Annotated in this window: 13 protein-coding genes and 1 pseudogene; 4 read left to right on the plus strand and 10 right to left on the minus strand. The window is 62.2% G+C overall.

The window, feature by feature from the left end; translation table 11 throughout:
- Window positions 1-4 precede the first annotated feature (4 nt).
- The 3 genes from AOA62_RS15430 to AOA62_RS15440 form a co-directional block, all read right to left on the minus strand.
- The gene (locus AOA62_RS15430; RefSeq protein ID WP_003172695.1) at window positions 5-313 is read right to left on the minus strand and encodes a hypothetical protein; all 309 of its coding nucleotides are present in this window, start codon (window positions 311-313) and stop codon (window positions 5-7) included.
- Between the two features lie 260 nt (window positions 314-573).
- The gene (locus AOA62_RS15435; protein WP_017136132.1) at window positions 574-1,008 is read right to left on the minus strand and encodes a DoxX family protein; all 435 of its coding nucleotides are present in this window, start codon (window positions 1,006-1,008) and stop codon (window positions 574-576) included.
- 103 nt (window positions 1,009-1,111) lie between these two features.
- Window positions 1,112-2,533, minus strand: coding sequence for a transglycosylase SLT domain-containing protein (locus tag AOA62_RS15440; RefSeq protein WP_017136131.1), 1,422 nt, complete (start codon window positions 2,531-2,533; stop codon window positions 1,112-1,114).
- 236 nt (window positions 2,534-2,769) lie between these two features.
- Here AOA62_RS15440 and AOA62_RS15445 point away from each other — a divergent pair, with 236 nt between their 5' ends.
- From AOA62_RS15445 to AOA62_RS15455, 3 genes and pseudogenes are all read left to right on the plus strand, one after another.
- The gene (locus AOA62_RS15445; RefSeq protein ID WP_099549080.1) at window positions 2,770-3,591 is read left to right on the plus strand and encodes a TatD family hydrolase; all 822 of its coding nucleotides are present in this window, start codon (window positions 2,770-2,772) and stop codon (window positions 3,589-3,591) included.
- 210 nt (window positions 3,592-3,801) lie between these two features.
- Complete coding sequence (locus tag AOA62_RS15450) at window positions 3,802-5,283, plus strand: methyl-accepting chemotaxis protein (RefSeq protein WP_099549081.1); 1,482 nt, start codon at window positions 3,802-3,804, stop codon at window positions 5,281-5,283.
- Between the two features lie 109 nt (window positions 5,284-5,392).
- Window positions 5,393-5,641: pseudogene (locus AOA62_RS15455) on the plus strand (terminase); the annotation flags it as partial.
- A 6-nt stretch (window positions 5,642-5,647) separates the two neighbouring features.
- On the opposite strand, the gene AOA62_RS15460 reads toward AOA62_RS15455, so the two are convergent.
- From AOA62_RS15460 to AOA62_RS15470, 3 genes are all read right to left on the minus strand, one after another.
- Entirely contained in the window at window positions 5,648-6,445 is a 798-nt protein-coding gene (locus tag AOA62_RS15460) for an acyl-CoA thioesterase II (protein ID WP_099549083.1), read from the minus strand.
- A gap of 90 nt (window positions 6,446-6,535) precedes the next feature.
- On the minus strand, window positions 6,536-7,297 hold the full coding sequence (locus AOA62_RS15465) for a CHAD domain-containing protein (protein WP_099549084.1): 762 nt from the start codon (window positions 7,295-7,297) through the stop codon (window positions 6,536-6,538).
- Window positions 7,298-7,339: 42 nt separating this feature from the next.
- On the minus strand, window positions 7,340-7,618 hold the full coding sequence (locus AOA62_RS15470; RefSeq protein ID WP_010176194.1) for a hypothetical protein: 279 nt from the start codon (window positions 7,616-7,618) through the stop codon (window positions 7,340-7,342).
- A gap of 237 nt (window positions 7,619-7,855) precedes the next feature.
- On the opposite strand from AOA62_RS15470, the gene AOA62_RS15475 reads away from it, so the two are divergent.
- The gene (locus AOA62_RS15475) at window positions 7,856-8,893 is read left to right on the plus strand and encodes a patatin-like phospholipase family protein (protein ID WP_099549110.1); all 1,038 of its coding nucleotides are present in this window, start codon (window positions 7,856-7,858) and stop codon (window positions 8,891-8,893) included.
- Window positions 8,894-9,015: 122 nt separating this feature from the next.
- On the opposite strand, the gene AOA62_RS15480 is transcribed toward AOA62_RS15475, so the two are convergent.
- The 4 genes from AOA62_RS15480 to kdpB all read right to left on the minus strand — a co-directional run bounded on the left by AOA62_RS15480 (window position 9,016) and on the right by kdpB (window position 15,198).
- Window positions 9,016-9,705, minus strand: a complete 690-nt coding sequence (locus tag AOA62_RS15480; protein ID WP_017136125.1) for a response regulator — start codon at window positions 9,703-9,705, stop codon at window positions 9,016-9,018.
- Window positions 9,706-9,742: 37 nt separating this feature from the next.
- Window positions 9,743-12,394: a sensor histidine kinase KdpD gene (locus tag AOA62_RS15485; RefSeq protein ID WP_099549085.1), complete on the minus strand. Its 2,652-nt coding sequence runs from the start codon at window positions 12,392-12,394 to the stop codon at window positions 9,743-9,745.
- A gap of 125 nt (window positions 12,395-12,519) precedes the next feature.
- The gene (kdpC, locus tag AOA62_RS15490) at window positions 12,520-13,065 is read right to left on the minus strand and encodes a potassium-transporting ATPase subunit KdpC (protein ID WP_017136081.1); all 546 of its coding nucleotides are present in this window, start codon (window positions 13,063-13,065) and stop codon (window positions 12,520-12,522) included.
- A 75-nt stretch (window positions 13,066-13,140) separates the two neighbouring features.
- Window positions 13,141-15,198, minus strand: coding sequence for a potassium-transporting ATPase subunit KdpB (kdpB, locus tag AOA62_RS15495; protein ID WP_169985681.1), 2,058 nt, complete (start codon window positions 15,196-15,198; stop codon window positions 13,141-13,143).
- Window positions 15,199-15,205 lie beyond the last annotated feature (7 nt).

Raw genomic sequence — 15,205 nt, forward strand, 5'->3', positions numbered from 1 at the left:
GCCGTCAACGACGCGCAATCAGCCCTTGCCGGGCGATGCGCGTCAGTTGGCGGATCACCTCCTCGGCATCGCCCGCGCTGGGTGCCTGGATAACGGCAAGATCAAAGCTGTTGCTGGCAAAACGCGCCAGGGAGTCGCCATCTTCCACAAACTGGATCAGAAACGCTGAAGGGCGCCCGGTGCGGCGCGGCCATCCGTCGAGGTAACGCAGCAAGGTCGGCTGATGCTTGCCACCCAAGAGGATTTTGGGGTTGCGTTGAGTCAGGTCCGCGGTGATCGGAGCCAGGCGTATGAGGGGGCGTGGTGCATTCATCGTGTCGTGTCTCTGCCTCAAAAGTCTGCGGGCAGGTGAGAGGCAACACCGAACCAGCGCTTTAGCGGTATTTCGAAACCTGACTCTTGATGAGTGCATGCTTCTGTCGGGCTGCATTGAGTCCCAGTGGCGCCCCGCAATTAGCTGTTTAAATCGGCGCATGAGCAGCATCCTAGAGAAGCCGGTGGGGCGATGTCAAGAATCCCGAGCAATGAAAAAGCCCGCTCATGGCGGGCTTTTTCAGCAGGTAACGCGGGTCATCAGTGGGCAATGGCGCGGTCGACCGAAAGTTTGCCAGCACCTTCGAAGAGTACCGCCAACGCACCACCGAGCAAGGCCAAGGCGAACTCATAACCGTTGTTGGCCATGAACAAGCCGTTATGGATATGCACCGAGAAGATTGCCACCAGCGACAGGAAGGTCAGGCCCAAAGCCGCTGGGCGCGCCAGCAAGCCGATGATCAAGGCCAGGCCAGCAAAGAACTCAGTACCGCCGGACAACACCGCCATCAGCGTGCCTGGGGTCAGGCCGAGGCTTTCCATGTATTGCGCAGTACCGGCCAAGCCGCCGCCGCCAAACCAGCCAAAGAGCTTTTGCGAACCGTGAGCGGCGAAAACGATGCCGACAAAAATTCGCAGGATGGTCAGGCCGTAACCGGCGCGAGTGGACAGAATGCGAGTGATCAGTGGGCTCATGGAGAGAATCCTTTTCAAAGTAGGGGTTGGTTGGCCGCTATATTAATCGGATCAGACAATGATAAAAGCGCAAAAATCGCCTAATACTTATCGATAAAACCGATTATTTTCGTGAGGCAATTTTCGGCGCCGACGGCTCCAAGGATTCACGCTCCCGATCAAACGCCAAGTAATACTTGTTCACGCTATTAACATAGCTGACGCCGCCCATTCCCACCTGTTCCATGGCAATACGCTCGACCTGGAAGAACCACTGATTGGGGTTCAAGCCCCGCCGGCGAGCCTCTGCACGCATACCCTGGACCCGCTCCGGCCCCATGTTATAAGCCGCCAGCACAAAGGCCATGCGCTCGCGCTCGTTGAGCTTGGGGCTGGCGAAGAACTTGCGGCGGATCATCGCCAGGTAGCGCGCACCGGCCTGCACGTTGCTGTCCAGGCTCTCGATATTGTTCACCCCCACCCGCTGGGCCGCCGATGGCGTGATCTGCATCAGCCCGGTCGGCCCGCCGCTGTTGCGCGCGCCAGGGTCCAGGGCGGATTCCTTGAACGCCAGCGCGGCCAGGTTCAGCCAGTCCATACCCTGCTCGCGGGCGTGCTTTTGCAGCACCGGACGCAGTTTCTCCAGGCGCTGGCGGTCGGCGCGGGCCAGCGGGTTGCGCACTTGGTAGAGACGTCGATAGATCCGCTGGAACGCCACGTCCTGGTCGGACGGCGTGTGGTAAGTCTTGAGGAAGCGATCGATACTGGCCCGCAGCATCGAGGCATCCTGGCGCACAAACCAGTATTCGTCGCCCGGCTCGCTGATCACCACCTGCCGATCAAAACGCAGTTTGGGCAGGATTTTCGACCAGCGTTCGGCAATCGGTTTTTCAACGATGGTGAGGTGGAAGATCCCGGCCTGGACCATCTCCAACACATCCTCCACGGCCAGCGTAGGGTCAACCCACTCCACCTTTACCGGCGGGCGCTTGTGCAGCGCCAGTTGCTGGTTGACCTGATTGATCGCGTCCGCCGCCGCACTGCCGGTGGTCAACGCCAGGGTGCGCCCGGACAATTGCTCCAGCTTGGTAAACCGCCGCTCACCCTTCACGCCCACCAGCCATAGCGGCACACCACTGGCAATCGGGTCGCTGGTGCTGATTTTGTGCGCGGCCTTCACATCGAGTAATTCACCCGGCGCCACCAAGTCGCCTTCGCCACGGGCCAACGCGCCGAGCAATTGGTCCTTGGCCTTGGGAATAATCTTGAGGTTGATTGCTTCTCCATCCCGGGCATGGCCGTTCAGGTATTGCTCGAAGGCTCGCAGACGATGGTATTCGACCCCGATGGCCTGGCCCTGGACCTCACCGGAACTGTTACGGCTCTGGTTGACCAGCACACGCAGGGTGCGGCTGGAACGGATCTGCGCCAAATCACGAACCTTGCCGGGCTTGGTCACTTCCAGCGGCCCGTCCAGACGTGCGACCGCCGCCATGGGCAGCAGTAACGTCAGGCACAACATAAGCAACGCCGAGGGTCGGATCATCCGCTCTCCGGAAAGAATACTGGCCAGCCATCTCGTGAAAGACGAGAAGCTGGAGGTCAGAAACAGAGCGCTTCAAGCGCTGGCAAGGCACGCAACGGTGGCGTCGGGGCAGGCGGCGGGCCAGCCACAATGTCACTTGCGACGTTCAAAGACAGCTATAACGCGTTGTAGTTCTTAGTTTTTCTTATAAATCTACAGCTCTGATATGCTTTCCGGCCGCAGGCGGAGCTAGCACCATGCAACTCATTGATATCGGCGTCAACCTGACCAACCCCAGTTTCGACGAGAGGCACCAGGCCGTTCTCGACCGTGCCTACGCCGCCGGCGTGCAACAATTGGTGCTCACCGGTACCAGCGTCGAAGGCAGCGAGCAAGCCCTGGAACTGTGCGTAAACCTCGATGACAGCGGCCAACGCCTGTTCAGCACCGCCGGCATCCACCCGCACTCGGCCAGTGACTGGAACGGCGACAGCGCCCAACGTTTGCGCGGGTTGCTCAACGAAAGCCGCGTGCGTGCGGTGGGCGAATGCGGGCTGGACTTCAACCGCGACTTTTCCCCGCGTCCGCAGCAGGAAAAAGTCCTTGAAGAGCACCTGGCACTGGCGGTTGAGCTGAAACTGCCGGTGTTTCTGCACGAACGTGACGCCAACCAGCGCCTGTTGGAGATCCTCAAGGATTACCGCGACCACCTCAGCGCCGCCGTGGTGCATTGTTTTACTGGCGAGCAACAGGCGCTGTTCAGCTACCTCGACCTCGACTTGCATATCGGCATCACCGGCTGGATCTGCGACGAGCGCCGTGGCACACACCTGCATCCGCTGGTCAAAGAAATTCCCCGTGGCCGCCTGATGCTGGAAAGCGATGCGCCGTACTTGCTACCGCGCACCCTGCGGCCGAAGCCGAAAAATGGCCGCAATGAACCGGCTTATTTGCCCGAAGTGCTGCGTGAAGTGGCACTGCATCGCAATGAAACGCCGGAAGACCTGGCCGAGCACAGCACCGCCTGCTCCCGTGCGTTTTTCGGTTTGCCCTCGGTGGCAACGCAGGGTTCGACGTGAGCTCAGAAGCCATACCCGATTAAATGTGGGAGCTGGCTTGCCTGCGATGCAGGCACCTTGGTATGTCAGGTGTACCGAGTTGATGCCATCGCAGGCAAGCCTGCTCACACATGATGCGGCGCATTGACCCATGTCAAAAACGCTTTCCTGAGTAGCGGCACAATAATGGCACCTTGCCAATGCTGTTTCCGCTATCAGAGAAAACCTTCCATGGGTGCCTGGCTTAGCAATATCTCGCTGAAGTACAAATTCTGGGCCGTGAATGCGGTCGCTTTCATCACCACCTTACTGCTGGTGCTCTATGCCGTGCAGCTCGAGCAACAGGCCCGCAGCGATGCATCTCGGGCCTCGGCGCAGGCCCAGGCGCGATTACTCGGTGCCTGGCCGGCCAACACCCCATTACCCAAAGATGAACATTGGCTGACCTTTGCCCGCGGCCAAATCCCATCGTTGGCTGATCAGGAGCTGTCCGCCTTGAGCACCGCCAGCGGTTGGGTCGAACTCAATCACATGCCCTTGCTCGGGGAAAACCCACTGATCGGTGCCGACGTCGTCACACGGGCCGATGGCCAACAGATCGCCGTGTTGGCCTATGGCCGCAGCCTCAGTCAGGTTTTCAGTGAACGCTTCGCCAACTACGCCGTGGCCGTGTTGATCCTCATGCTGGCGATGCTCGGTGCCTCGCAGTTGTTGATCCGCTTCCTGCTCAGCCAACTCAACACCCTCAAGGACGTGATGCTGCACGTGGAGAAGACCGGCGACCTGTCGGCCCGCGTGCCCCTGGCCTGCACGGACGAGGTGGGCCAGATGGCCAGCGCCTTCAACGCCATGCAGGCCGGCTATCAGCGCGTGGTGAGTACCGTGGCGCGCACCGCCCAGCAACTCGATGACGGCGCCGCGCGCCTGGCCAGCAGCATGAACGAGGTACAGCACGGCATGCTCGGCCAGCAAAGCGAAACCGACCAGGCGGCTACCGCCATCAATGAGATGACCGCCACCGTCTACTATATCGCTCAACATGCCGGCGCTACCCGCGACCTGTCCCAGACCGCCGACACCCTCGCCGGCAGCGGCCAGGAAGTGGTCTCCCGGGTACAGCGCTCTATCGCCGGCCTGTCCACCGGCGTGCAGCAGACGGCTGAAATGATCCAGAAACTCGCCGAAGACAGCCAGAAAATCAACGGTGTGGTCGGCGTGATCCATAGCATTGCCGAACAGACCAACCTGCTCGCCCTCAACGCCGCCATCGAAGCCGCCCGCGCCGGCGAAATGGGCCGTGGTTTTGCCGTGGTCGCCGACGAAGTACGCAACCTGGCCAAGCGCGTGCAAAGCTCCACCGATGAAATCACCCGCATGGTGTCGGCGCTGCAAGCCGGCACCCGCGACGCGGTGGACTTCATGCAGGAAAGCTCGTTCAAGGCCGACGACTGTGTGCAACAAGCCCAGGATGCCGGTGCCGCACTGGCCGAAATCACCAGTGCTGTGGCCCAGATGCGCGAAAGCAACACCCAGATTGCCGTGGCCGCCGAACAGCAGAGCCATGTGGCCGAAGAGATGAACCGCGCGGTGGTGAGCATTCGCGATGTCACCGAGAACACCGTGCAGCAGACGGTGGAGTCGGCCACCACCAGCAATCAGCTGGCGACCTTGGCCGGGGAGTTGAGCAAGGCGATCGGGCAATTGAAGCTATAAGCCAAACAAGGCTGGCTATGGCCTCCATAGCGAGCCTTGATTCGCCGTCCCAGGTGCCTGCGACCTAAACTTTGTCCATGTTGTTTCAACGGACAGAGGATTGATCATCATGGGCAAACGTCACCCCAACTTCCCCGCCTGGCAATGGCGCACTCAGCCACAGGCTCACCAGCACCCCACCAACCTGGGCCTGCAACTGATTGCCGTGCCTTTGCTGATCATTGGTTTTCTGTTGATGGTGTCTGGCGTATTCAGCTTCAGCCTGGCCAGTTTTGCCATCGGCGTCGTCGGCGTGTTGGCTGGCCTAGCGCTGCAACGCCACGGCCGCACGCTGGAGGCCCAGGGCAGCCAGCACTTCTGAGGCTCAGGCGAAGACCACCACGGTCTGGCGGCTGATGGCGATCAACTCGCCGCTCGGGCTCCACAGCGCGGCAGCGGCATGGCCGTAGCCGTCGCGGGCGTGCTCGATGTTGACGTAGTACTGGCACCAGTCGAGGGTGGTCAGGCTTTGCAGCGGCTGGATGAACTCGATGGTCCAGGTCAAGGTGCTGCCCGGCGCGGGCTTGGTCAGGTGCGGCAGCAAGGCCGGTGGCCAGGCGTCGACCAGGGCAAGAATATGCGACTCGGTCAGCGGCTCTTCCTTCACGTCCCCACGCAAACGCACCCAACCGCCCATGTCGCGGGATTTATTACCGGTAAACGGCAGGCCGTCGACACTCCAGCGCATCGCCAGGTGGCGCATGAATTCGGGGGTAACGCCCTTGATATAGGGCAGTTCCTGGCACTCATCCCAGTGTTTGAACACCGGCGGCGCTTCGCTCGACACATCAATTACCGACTCACGGGCCGCGCCAAAGCTGGCTTGTACCAAGGTCGCCACTTCGCCGTTCTGCACCACGCGGCCGAGCAACTGGCTGACCGCCTTGCCTTCGCGCAGCACTTCGACTTGATAACTGGCGGGCACATCCGGCGCTACCGGGCCGACAAAGGTGATGGCCAGCGAGCGCAAAGGCCGTTCCGCCGGCACTTGGGCGCGCAAGGCTTCGTATTGCAAGGCAGCCACCAGGCCACCAAAGGTTGCGCGGCCCTGCGCCCACTCGGCAGGGATGGTCACTTCCAGCGGGTTGTTACGGGCGGCATCGAGCAAATCACAAAAGCGCATGGCAACCTCACATCCAGAAAACCGATGTCGGGATCTTAACCAGCAGGTTGAGCAGGCACAGCGCCTATTCCGGCCAAAAGCCGGACCGGTTTAGAAACAATCCGCGCTGAGCTTGTCCAGCACCCGATCCGCCTGGCCTTCAGCCTTGGCCATGGTGCGCTGCCAAACCGCAACACACGGCTGCAGGTCGGGTTGATGTTCAGCCTGGGCCAGCCATTGCCAGCAATCGTGCCAATCGCCCAGGGCGCCTTGCGCTTGCTTGAGGCGTTGCATCGCCTTGGCCGGCAGTTTGTCCAGTTCGGGGTAGGCTTCGGCCGCGTAGCGCACGCGCTTGATCAGCAGGCGCAGACGGTGGCGGTCATGATCCGGGTCTTTGAGGGCGTCATCGAGTTTCTGCGACTGCTTGGCCAGACGCTTCTCGATCCGCGGGCGCAGGCCTTTGAGCAGTCTCTGGTGTTGGGAGGCGCGGATAAAACGCGGGAAGGCATCCAGGATCAGCAGCAAATGCGCGAGTTCCGGGCTTTGCGCCACCTGGCGGTAAGCATCGGCCTGCAAACGCAGGCGCCGGTCGGCCGCCGCGTGATGGCCGTGCTGCTGCAAATACGCCGCCAGTACCTCACGGTCACGCAACGGCGTGGTCAATTGGCCGACCGTGCTGGCGGCCAATTCCAGCTGCTCGACACCCGGTAGCCCACGCAAGGGGCGCAACAAACTGCGCAGGCGCCGCACGGTGGTGCGCAGGTCATGCAAGGCTTCATCGTCGGTAACGGCGGCGAGGCGAGCCTGGCAGCTCAGTAACCCTACTTCCAGGCCAATGACCTGAGCGACTAACTGATCAACCAGCGCTGACATCCCTTCCCCCTTAACGATGAAACCCTAGTCCCCGCTTACCGATCAACGCCCGGCGCGGGACTCACGAATGTAGAAGCGCGCTTTCTCGGCCTTGTTGGAACAGCCTTCAAACGCTTCGAATTGCTGCTGGGTCTTGGCGCCGGTTAACAGCGACAAAGCCTTAGAGTAGCTCACGGTGCCGGCAAAGCCTTCGGCCTTGGCCAAATCCAACTCGTGCCAGGCCGCATCCAATTGCGTGCCACAGCTGTCGCGGTATGCGGTTTTGCCGGCACAACCGGCCAGGGCCAACACGATCACAGGCACACACATCCAGGCTTTCATCAATGACACCTCAAATATAGAAAAACAGTCGTAGGCTGTAGACGTTGCCTCCAAGGAAAAGTGCCTTGGGGGCCGCCTGAAATCAGAAGTGTCCATTCAAAAGTGCTTTCAGCAGTGCCTGCTCAGAAATGCCTACCGCCAGAGCATACCCGAGCGTAATGGCTATTCTGGAAAAATATTTTGATGCCCTCGGCCGGTAAGCGCATTGTGGGCCACTGTTTTGCGAAGGATCAGCTCATGAAAAAACGTGTTGCCTTGGTGCTCGGCTCCGGCGGCGCCCGCGGTTACGCCCACATCGGCGTGATCGAGGAAATCGAACGGCGCGGCTACGACATCGCCTGTATCGCCGGCTGCTCCATGGGCGCCGTGGTCGGCGGGATCTACGCCGCCGGCAAGCTCGACGAATACCGCAACTGGATCGAGAGCCTCGACTACCTGGACGTGCTGCGCCTGGTGGACGTGAGCTTTCGACTGGGGGCGATTCGTGGCGAAAAAGTCTTCGGGCAAATCCGCAAGATCGTCGGCGAGATCAATATCGAAGAACTGCGGATTCCCTACACCGCCGTGGCCACCGACCTGACCAACCAACAGGAAATCTGGTTCCAGGAAGGCTGCCTGCACCAGGCCATGCGCGCTTCGGCGGCGATTCCCAGCCTGTTCACGCCGGTGATGCAAGGCAACCGCATGCTGGTGGACGGCGGCCTGCTCAACCCGCTGCCGATCGTGCCGGTGGTGTCGAGCCATTGCGACTTGATCATCGCAGTCAACCTCAACGCCACCAACCAGAAGCACTACCACCTGCCAGTGATCCAGCGCCCGCCGGCGTTCAAGAGCCGCTTCAACAGCTTGGCCAAATCACTGGGTTCGCACCTGCCGTTTCGGCGCAAACAGGCCGAGCAACTGATGAAGCTGGAACAGGAAGCCTTGCAGTCCCAGGCCGCCGAAATCAACCCGTGGCTGGAGTCGGCCGAACCCGAGGCCCAACAACCTGCGGCCGCCCCGGAAAAACAAGGCGCACCGAAGTCCGCGACCGGCTCGTTCATTATCGATAACGTCGGGCCGGCGTCACTGCTGGACCTGATCAACCAGAGCTTCGAAGTGATGCAGACCTCGTTGGCGCAGTACAAGATTGCCGGTTACCCGCCGGACGTGTTGATCAACGTGCCGAAGCGCGTGTGCCGTTTTTTCGAGTTCTACAAGGCGCCGGAGTTGATCGCGTTGGGGCGGGAAATTGCCAGTGATACCTTGGACAAGTATGAGAGTGAGCAGGGTTGAACGTGTGGATGTGGCTGATGGCCCTATCGCAGGCAAGCCAGCTCCCACCTTTGAATGTATTCACAGATCAAAAGGTGGGAGCTGGCTTGCCTGCGATGAGGCCCGTTCAGGCACTGCAACATTCAGGCATTCAACAACCGATACCCCACACCCGCCTCGGTCACGATAAACCGTGGCTGGGTCGGATCATCCGCCAACTTCTGACGCAGATGGCCCACCACAATGCGCAGGTAATGGCTGTCTTCAGTATGGGTCGGCCCCCAGATATCCTTGAGCAATTGCTGCTGGGTGATCACCCGCCCAGGATGCCGCGCCAGTTGCGCCAGCACCGCGTATTCCTTGCGGGTCAGGGCCACCTCGGCACCGTCCAGCAGCACCCGGCGATAGGCCAGGTCCACCGTCAAAGGGCCGAAACTCAAAGCCGCTTCCTGAGCCTCTCCCGCCGGTGCCTGGCGCAACAAGGCGCGCACACGGGCAAGAAATTCCTGGATGCCAAAGGGCTTGGTCACGTAGTCATTGGCGCCGCTGTCCAGGGCTTCGACTTTTTGCACTTCGCTGGCGCGCACCGACAGCACCAATACCGGCACCGTCGACCACTCACGAAACTCGCGCAACACTTGCTGGCCGTCCATGTCGGGCAGGCCAAGGTCGAGCACCAGCAAATCCGGTTTGCTCAATGCCGCTTGGGCCAGGCCCTCGTTGCCGGTGCCGGCCTCGATCACCTTGTAGCCCTGGGAGGCCAGGCTGATACGCAGGAATTTGCGGATCTGCGGTTCGTCATCAATGACTAAAATCGTCGCGGTCTGGCTCATGGTGTCCAATCAAAATCCGTGGAGAAAAGAGGGTAGCTCAAGGCTCGCGCTCCGGGCCAGGTTGCGTCGGTAACGGCAGGAACAAGCTGATGCAGGTGCCGCGCCCCTCTATACCATCCTCGACGCGGATATGCCCGCCGTGTGCGCCTACCATGCCCTGGCAGATCGCCAGGCCAAGGCCTGTGCCCTGCCCGCCGCGATCACCACGGGCGGCGGTGTAGAACATATCGAAAATCTTCGCACGCTCGTCCTCGGGGATCCCCGGCCCCTCGTCGGCCACCGAAAAAAACAGTTGCTCATCGGCCACGCCGGCACTCACCTGCAAACGGCCGTGGGGCGGTGAGAAACGCGCGGCGTTTTCCAGCACATTGACCAAGGCCTGCTCGATCAACGCCGCGTGTACATACAGCAACGGCAACTGCGCCGGCACGTCGGTGTGTACCTGCAACGGCGCCAGTACCGCGCGCAAGCGGCCCAGGGCGCTGCCGACGATATCACCCGGCGAGACCCAATCGCGCGCCAGCTTCAGGGCGCCGTGACCCAGGCGTGTCATGTCCAGCAGGTTCTGGATATAGCGGTCCAGGCGCTCGGCTTCATCGCGAGTGCCTTCAAGCAATTCGCGGCGGTCTTCCAGCGGGATGGCTTCACCGAGCGCCAGCAGGCTGTCGATGCTGCCGCGCATCGAGGTCAACGGCGTGCGCAAATCGTGGGACACCGAGGCCAGCAAGGCGCTGCGCAGTTGTTCGGTTTCGCCGTGCAGGCGCGCCGATTCCAGCTCCTGCGCCAGCTGTGCGCGCGCCAGAGCCTGGGCCAATGGCTGGCTCAATGCAGTGAGCAGGCGACGGCGTTGGCCGCTCAATTCCAGGCCGGGTTTGGGGCTGACGCCAAGCAAACCCAACGGCCCCTCCTCGCCCGACAGCGGCCACCACCACCAACGCCCAAACGGCAACGTGCCGGTGCCCATGCCAGCCGGTTGATCATGCTGCCAGGCCCAATCGGCGGCGGCGCGTTCGGCTTCGGTGAGGTTCAGCGCGGTGCCGGTTTCAACCTTCCAGCCGCCCTGGCCGTCGCGATTAAGCAGACACAGGTCCAGATCACTCCAGCCGTCCAGATGATGGGCCGCTGCACTGATCACCGCCTGACGGTCGGTGGCCGCAGTGAGCTTGCGCGACAGGTCGAGCAGTTCGCTGGTTTCTTCCTGGGTGTCGCGCAAGGCCTGCAACTGCTGACGCTGACGCGCCGCGAGGTTGCCGGTCAGCGCCGCCATCAGCAAGAAAAACAACAGGGTCAGCACGTCTTCTTCACGCTGGATGGCAAAGGAGAATTTCGGCGGGATAAACAAAAAGTCGTAGCTCAGGAACGACAGCGCCGCACACACCAGCGACGGTCCCAGGCTGCTGCGCACACCGACCAGCAGTACCGCAGCGAGAAACACCAATGAGATATTCGGCAGCGGCAACACACTGGCTACCGCCCAGGCCAGCGCCGCCGCGACGATGGTTGCAACCACCGCCAGGCCATAGTCGAACCACACCAGCCCGCGCACATCCGGCAGGCGTGGCGGCGCGGGCATGTCGTCGCTGTCGAGCACGTTGATCTCCAAACCCCGCGCATTGCGCAGCAAGCGTGCCGCCAAGCCACCTCCGAACAGCCTGCGCCGCCAGCGCATCCGCGACTGCCCCACGAGTAGCAGGCTGGCGCGGCGTTCGGCGGCATGCTGGATCAGCGTCTTGGCCACTTCGCCAGCGCGCAGCAACACCACTTCGCCGCCCAGCCGTTCGGCCAATTGCTGGGCGTTCTGCAGGCGCAGGCGCGATTGCTCGTCGTGCGCACGGCCGTTATCGATATGCACCATGCTCCACGGCAAATGCCGGCGCTGGGCCACGCGGCTGGCGTGACGCACCAGGCGTTCGGCCTGCGCATCACCGTCCACGCCCACCAGCAAACGCCCGCGCACCGCCGGGGCGGCCTGACCGAGCTGGCGGTAGCCTTGGGCCAAATCGTCATCGACATGCGCAGCAGCGGTTTGCATGGCCAGCTCGCGCAGGGCCATCAGGTTGGTCTGGGTGAAGAATGCGTCGATGGCGGCGCGGGCCTGTTCCGGCACATACACCTTGCCGTCGCGCAGGCGCTCGAGCAGCTCGCGGGACGGCAGGTCGATCAGCAGCAGTTCGTCGGCCTCTTGCAGCACCCAGTCGGGCAAGGTTTCACGCACTTGCACGCCGGTGATGCCACGCACTTGATCGTTCAAGCTTTCCAGGTGCTGGACGTTGACCGTGGTGAACACGTTGATGCCGGCGGCGAGCAGTTCCTGGATGTCTTGCCAGCGTTTTTCATGGCGGCTGCCGGGGGCGTTGCTGTGGGCCAGCTCATCCACCAGCACCAGCTTGGGCTTGGCGGCGAGCAGGCCGTCGAGGTCCATTTCTTCGAGCATCACGCCACGGTATTCGCTGCGCAGCAAGGGTTGCTGCGGCAGGCCGCTGAGCAAGGCTTCGGTCTCGGCGCGGCCGTGGGTTTCAACCACGCCTGCGATCAGGCGCACACCCTGGCGCAGTTGAGTGTGGGCGGCCTGGAGCATGGCGTAGGTCTTGCCCACACCGGGCGCCGCACCGAGGAAGACTTTGAGCCGGCCACGGCCGTCCCGTGGCAGATCGGCTAACAGGGCATCGGCGCGGCCGGAGTCGCTCATGCTTTGGAGTTCCTTCAGGTGTTTATTTGGAATCCTTCAGGCCGTCATCGCGGGCAAGCCCGCTCCCACATTTGGAATGCATTTCCCTGTGGGAGCGGGCTTGCCCGCGATAACGGCACCACGGTTTACAACGTTTCCAGCGCCATGTTCAGCGCCAGCACATTCACCACCGGCGGCCCCACCAGCGGGCTTTCGATGTGCTCATCGAGCAAGCGCTGCAGTGTAGACACCGGCACATTCCGCGCCGCCGCTACTCGCGCCAGTTGATAGGCAATCGCCGCCGGTGGCAAGTGTGGATCAAGGCCGCTGCCGGAGGTAGTCAGGGAGGCCAAAGGCACCGGCCCCTGGCCTGGCACCAACTGTTTATTCGCGTCATCAAAAATACGCGTGGCCAATGCCGGGTTGCTTGGGGCCAGGTTGCTGGCGCTGCTGGAGACCGTCGCAAACGCGCCAGCCGATGGGCGTGGGTGGAACCAGCTGTCACCGGTAAAATCCTGGGCGATCAGGCTGGAGCCGCGCACTTTGCCCTCGGCGTCACGCACCAGGCTGCCGTTGGCCTGGTCGGGGAACGCAACTTGGGCGACACCGGTGACCACCAGCGGGTAGGCAACGCCGGTGATCAGGGTCATGAGGACCAGCAGGCTCAGGGCCGGGCGGATCATGTTAGTCATCTTGAAATCCTCAATAAATCGAGTAACCACTGTGGCGAGGGAGCTTGCTCCCTCTCCACAAAAAGTGCGATCCAGTTACACCAGGTGCAGCGCGGTCAGGAGCATGTCGATCGCCTTGATGCCCACGAACGGCACCAAAAGCCCGCCCAGCCCGTAGATCAGCAGGTTGCGGCGCAGCAACGCCGCCGCACTCGCCGCCTGTACGCGCACACCGCGCAGTGCCAGGGGAATCAACACCACGATAATCAGCGCGTTGAAGACGATGGCCGAGAGAATCGCGCTCTGCGGGCTTTGCAAATGCATCACGTTGAGCACGCCCAACTGCGGGTAGATCGAGGCAAACAGCGCCGGCAAAATCGCGAAGTATTTAGCCACGTCGTTGGCGATGGAAAAGGTCGTCAACGCACCGCGGGTCACCAGCAGTTCCTTGCCGATCTGCACCACGTCCAGCAGCTTGGTCGGGTCGCTGTCGAGGTCGACCATGTTGGCCGCTTCGCGAGCGGCCTGGGTGCCGTCGTTCATCGCCATGCCGACGTCGGCCTGGGCCAGCGCCGGAGCGTCGTTGGCGCCGTCGCCGCACATCGCAACCAGGCGACCGTCGTTCTGCTCGTGGCGGATGCGGGCGAGTTTCTTCTCTGGCGTGGCTTCGGCCAGCACGTCGTCCACGCCCGCTTCAGCGGCAATCGCGGCGGCGGTCAACGGGTTGTCGCCGGTGACCATCACGGTGCGAATCCCCAGTTTGCGCAGTTCGGCGAAGCGTTCGCGGATGCCGGGTTTAACCACGTCCTTGAGGTGGATCGCGCCGAGCAGTTTGCCATCGGCGCATACCAGCAATGGCGTGCCGCCGCTCTGGGCGATCTTGTCGATTTCCCGCGAGAGTGCCGGCTGCAGGTCACGGCGTTGTTGGCCGATAAACGCCAGCAGTGAATCGACCGCGCCTTTGCGGAACACACGGCCTTGGTAGTCGACACCGGACAAGCGCGTTTCGGCACTGAACGGCACGGAGGTCAGCTCCTCCACGGTTGGCTCGGCCTGAGGGTGCAAAGCACGCAGGTATTCGACGATGGATTTGCCTTCCGCCGTGTCGTCCGCCAGGGACGCCAGCAACGCGCCTTCAGCCAGGTCGCGACCACTGACGCCAGGCGCTGCAATCACGGCTGCACAGCGACGGTTGCCGAAGGTGATGGTGCCGGTCTTGTCCAGCAGCAGCACATGCACGTCACCCGCCGCTTCCACCGCACGCCCGGATTTGGCGATGACGTTGAGGCGTACCAGGCGATCCATGCCGGCAATACCGATGGCCGACAACAGGCCGCCGATGGTGGTCGGAATCAGTGTCACCAGCAGCGCGACCAGGAACACCAGCGGCAAGCTGCCATTGGCGAAGTGGGCGAACGGCTGCAGGGTGACCACCACCAGCAGGAAGATCAGCGTAAGGCCGATCAGCAGGATATCCAGCGCCACTTCATTCGGGGTTTTCTGGCGTTTGGCGCCTTCCACCAGGGCGATCATGCGGTCCAGCGTGGACTCGCCCGGGTTGACGGTGATGCGGATCAGCAACCAGTCCGACACCAGCCGCGTGTTGCCGGTGACGGCCGAACGGTCGCCGCCGGATTCACGGATAACCGGTGCGGATTCGCCAGTGATCGCCGCCTCGTTGACGGCCGCGATACCTTCGATGACCTCGCCGTCACCGGGGATCATCTCCCCGGCCGCGACGCGCACCACATCACCTTTGCGCAGGCTGGTGGCCGGCACGACCTTGAAGCTGCCGTCGGCCTCTTTGCGGCGAGCGCTCAGGCCTTCGCTGCCGGCTTTGAGGCTGTCGGCGCGGGCCTTGCCGCGACCTTCGGCCAAGGCTTCGGCAAAGTTGGCGAACAGCACGGTGAACCACAGCCACACGGCGATTTGTACCGCCACAAAGGTCGGCACCGCAGTGTCCGGCACAAAGCACAACACGGTGGTGAGGATGGCGGTCAACTCGACCACCAGCATCACCGGCGAGCGTTGCAGTTGGCGTGGGTCCAGCTTGACGAAAGCCTGGACCAGCGCCGGACGCCAAAGAGCGGAGATGGCGGTTTTGGCCGGTTCCTGAGAACTCACAGGGGCCGCATTTTTTGCAGGCATATTCATTTTCATA

It is taken from the genome of Pseudomonas sp. 2995-3, from assembly GCF_002742565.1.
Lineage (GTDB): Bacteria > Pseudomonadota > Gammaproteobacteria > Pseudomonadales > Pseudomonadaceae > Aquipseudomonas > Aquipseudomonas edaphica.

Bases quoted from the DNA above. Each gene is read 5' to 3' on its own strand.
- AOA62_RS15430 (WP_003172695.1), bottom strand. From the start codon at position 313: ATGAATGCACCACGCCCCCTCATACGCCTGGCTCCGATCACCGCGGAC.
- AOA62_RS15465 (WP_099549084.1), bottom strand. From the start codon at position 7,297: ATGTCAGCGCTGGTTGATCAGTTAGTCGCTCAGGTCATTGGCCTGGAA.
- AOA62_RS15475 (WP_099549110.1), top strand. From the start codon at position 7,856: ATGAAAAAACGTGTTGCCTTGGTGCTCGGCTCCGGCGGCGCCCGCGGT.
- kdpC (WP_017136081.1), bottom strand. From the start codon at position 13,065: ATGACTAACATGATCCGCCCGGCCCTGAGCCTGCTGGTCCTCATGACC.
- kdpB (WP_169985681.1), bottom strand. From the start codon at position 15,198: ATGAATATGCCTGCAAAAAATGCGGCCCCTGTGAGTTCTCAGGAACCG.
- AOA62_RS15485 (WP_099549085.1), bottom strand. From the start codon at position 12,394: ATGAGCGACTCCGGCCGCGCCGATGCCCTGTTAGCCGATCTGCCACGG.
- AOA62_RS15460 (WP_099549083.1), bottom strand. From the start codon at position 6,445: ATGCGCTTTTGTGATTTGCTCGATGCCGCCCGTAACAACCCGCTGGAA.
- AOA62_RS15445 (WP_099549080.1), top strand. From the start codon at position 2,770: ATGCAACTCATTGATATCGGCGTCAACCTGACCAACCCCAGTTTCGAC.
- AOA62_RS15440 (WP_017136131.1), bottom strand. From the start codon at position 2,533: ATGATCCGACCCTCGGCGTTGCTTATGTTGTGCCTGACGTTACTGCTG.
- AOA62_RS15480 (WP_017136125.1), bottom strand. From the start codon at position 9,705: ATGAGCCAGACCGCGACGATTTTAGTCATTGATGACGAACCGCAGATC.
- AOA62_RS15435 (WP_017136132.1), bottom strand. From the start codon at position 1,008: ATGAGCCCACTGATCACTCGCATTCTGTCCACTCGCGCCGGTTACGGC.
- AOA62_RS15470 (WP_010176194.1), bottom strand. From the start codon at position 7,618: ATGAAAGCCTGGATGTGTGTGCCTGTGATCGTGTTGGCCCTGGCCGGT.
- AOA62_RS15450 (WP_099549081.1), top strand. From the start codon at position 3,802: ATGGGTGCCTGGCTTAGCAATATCTCGCTGAAGTACAAATTCTGGGCC.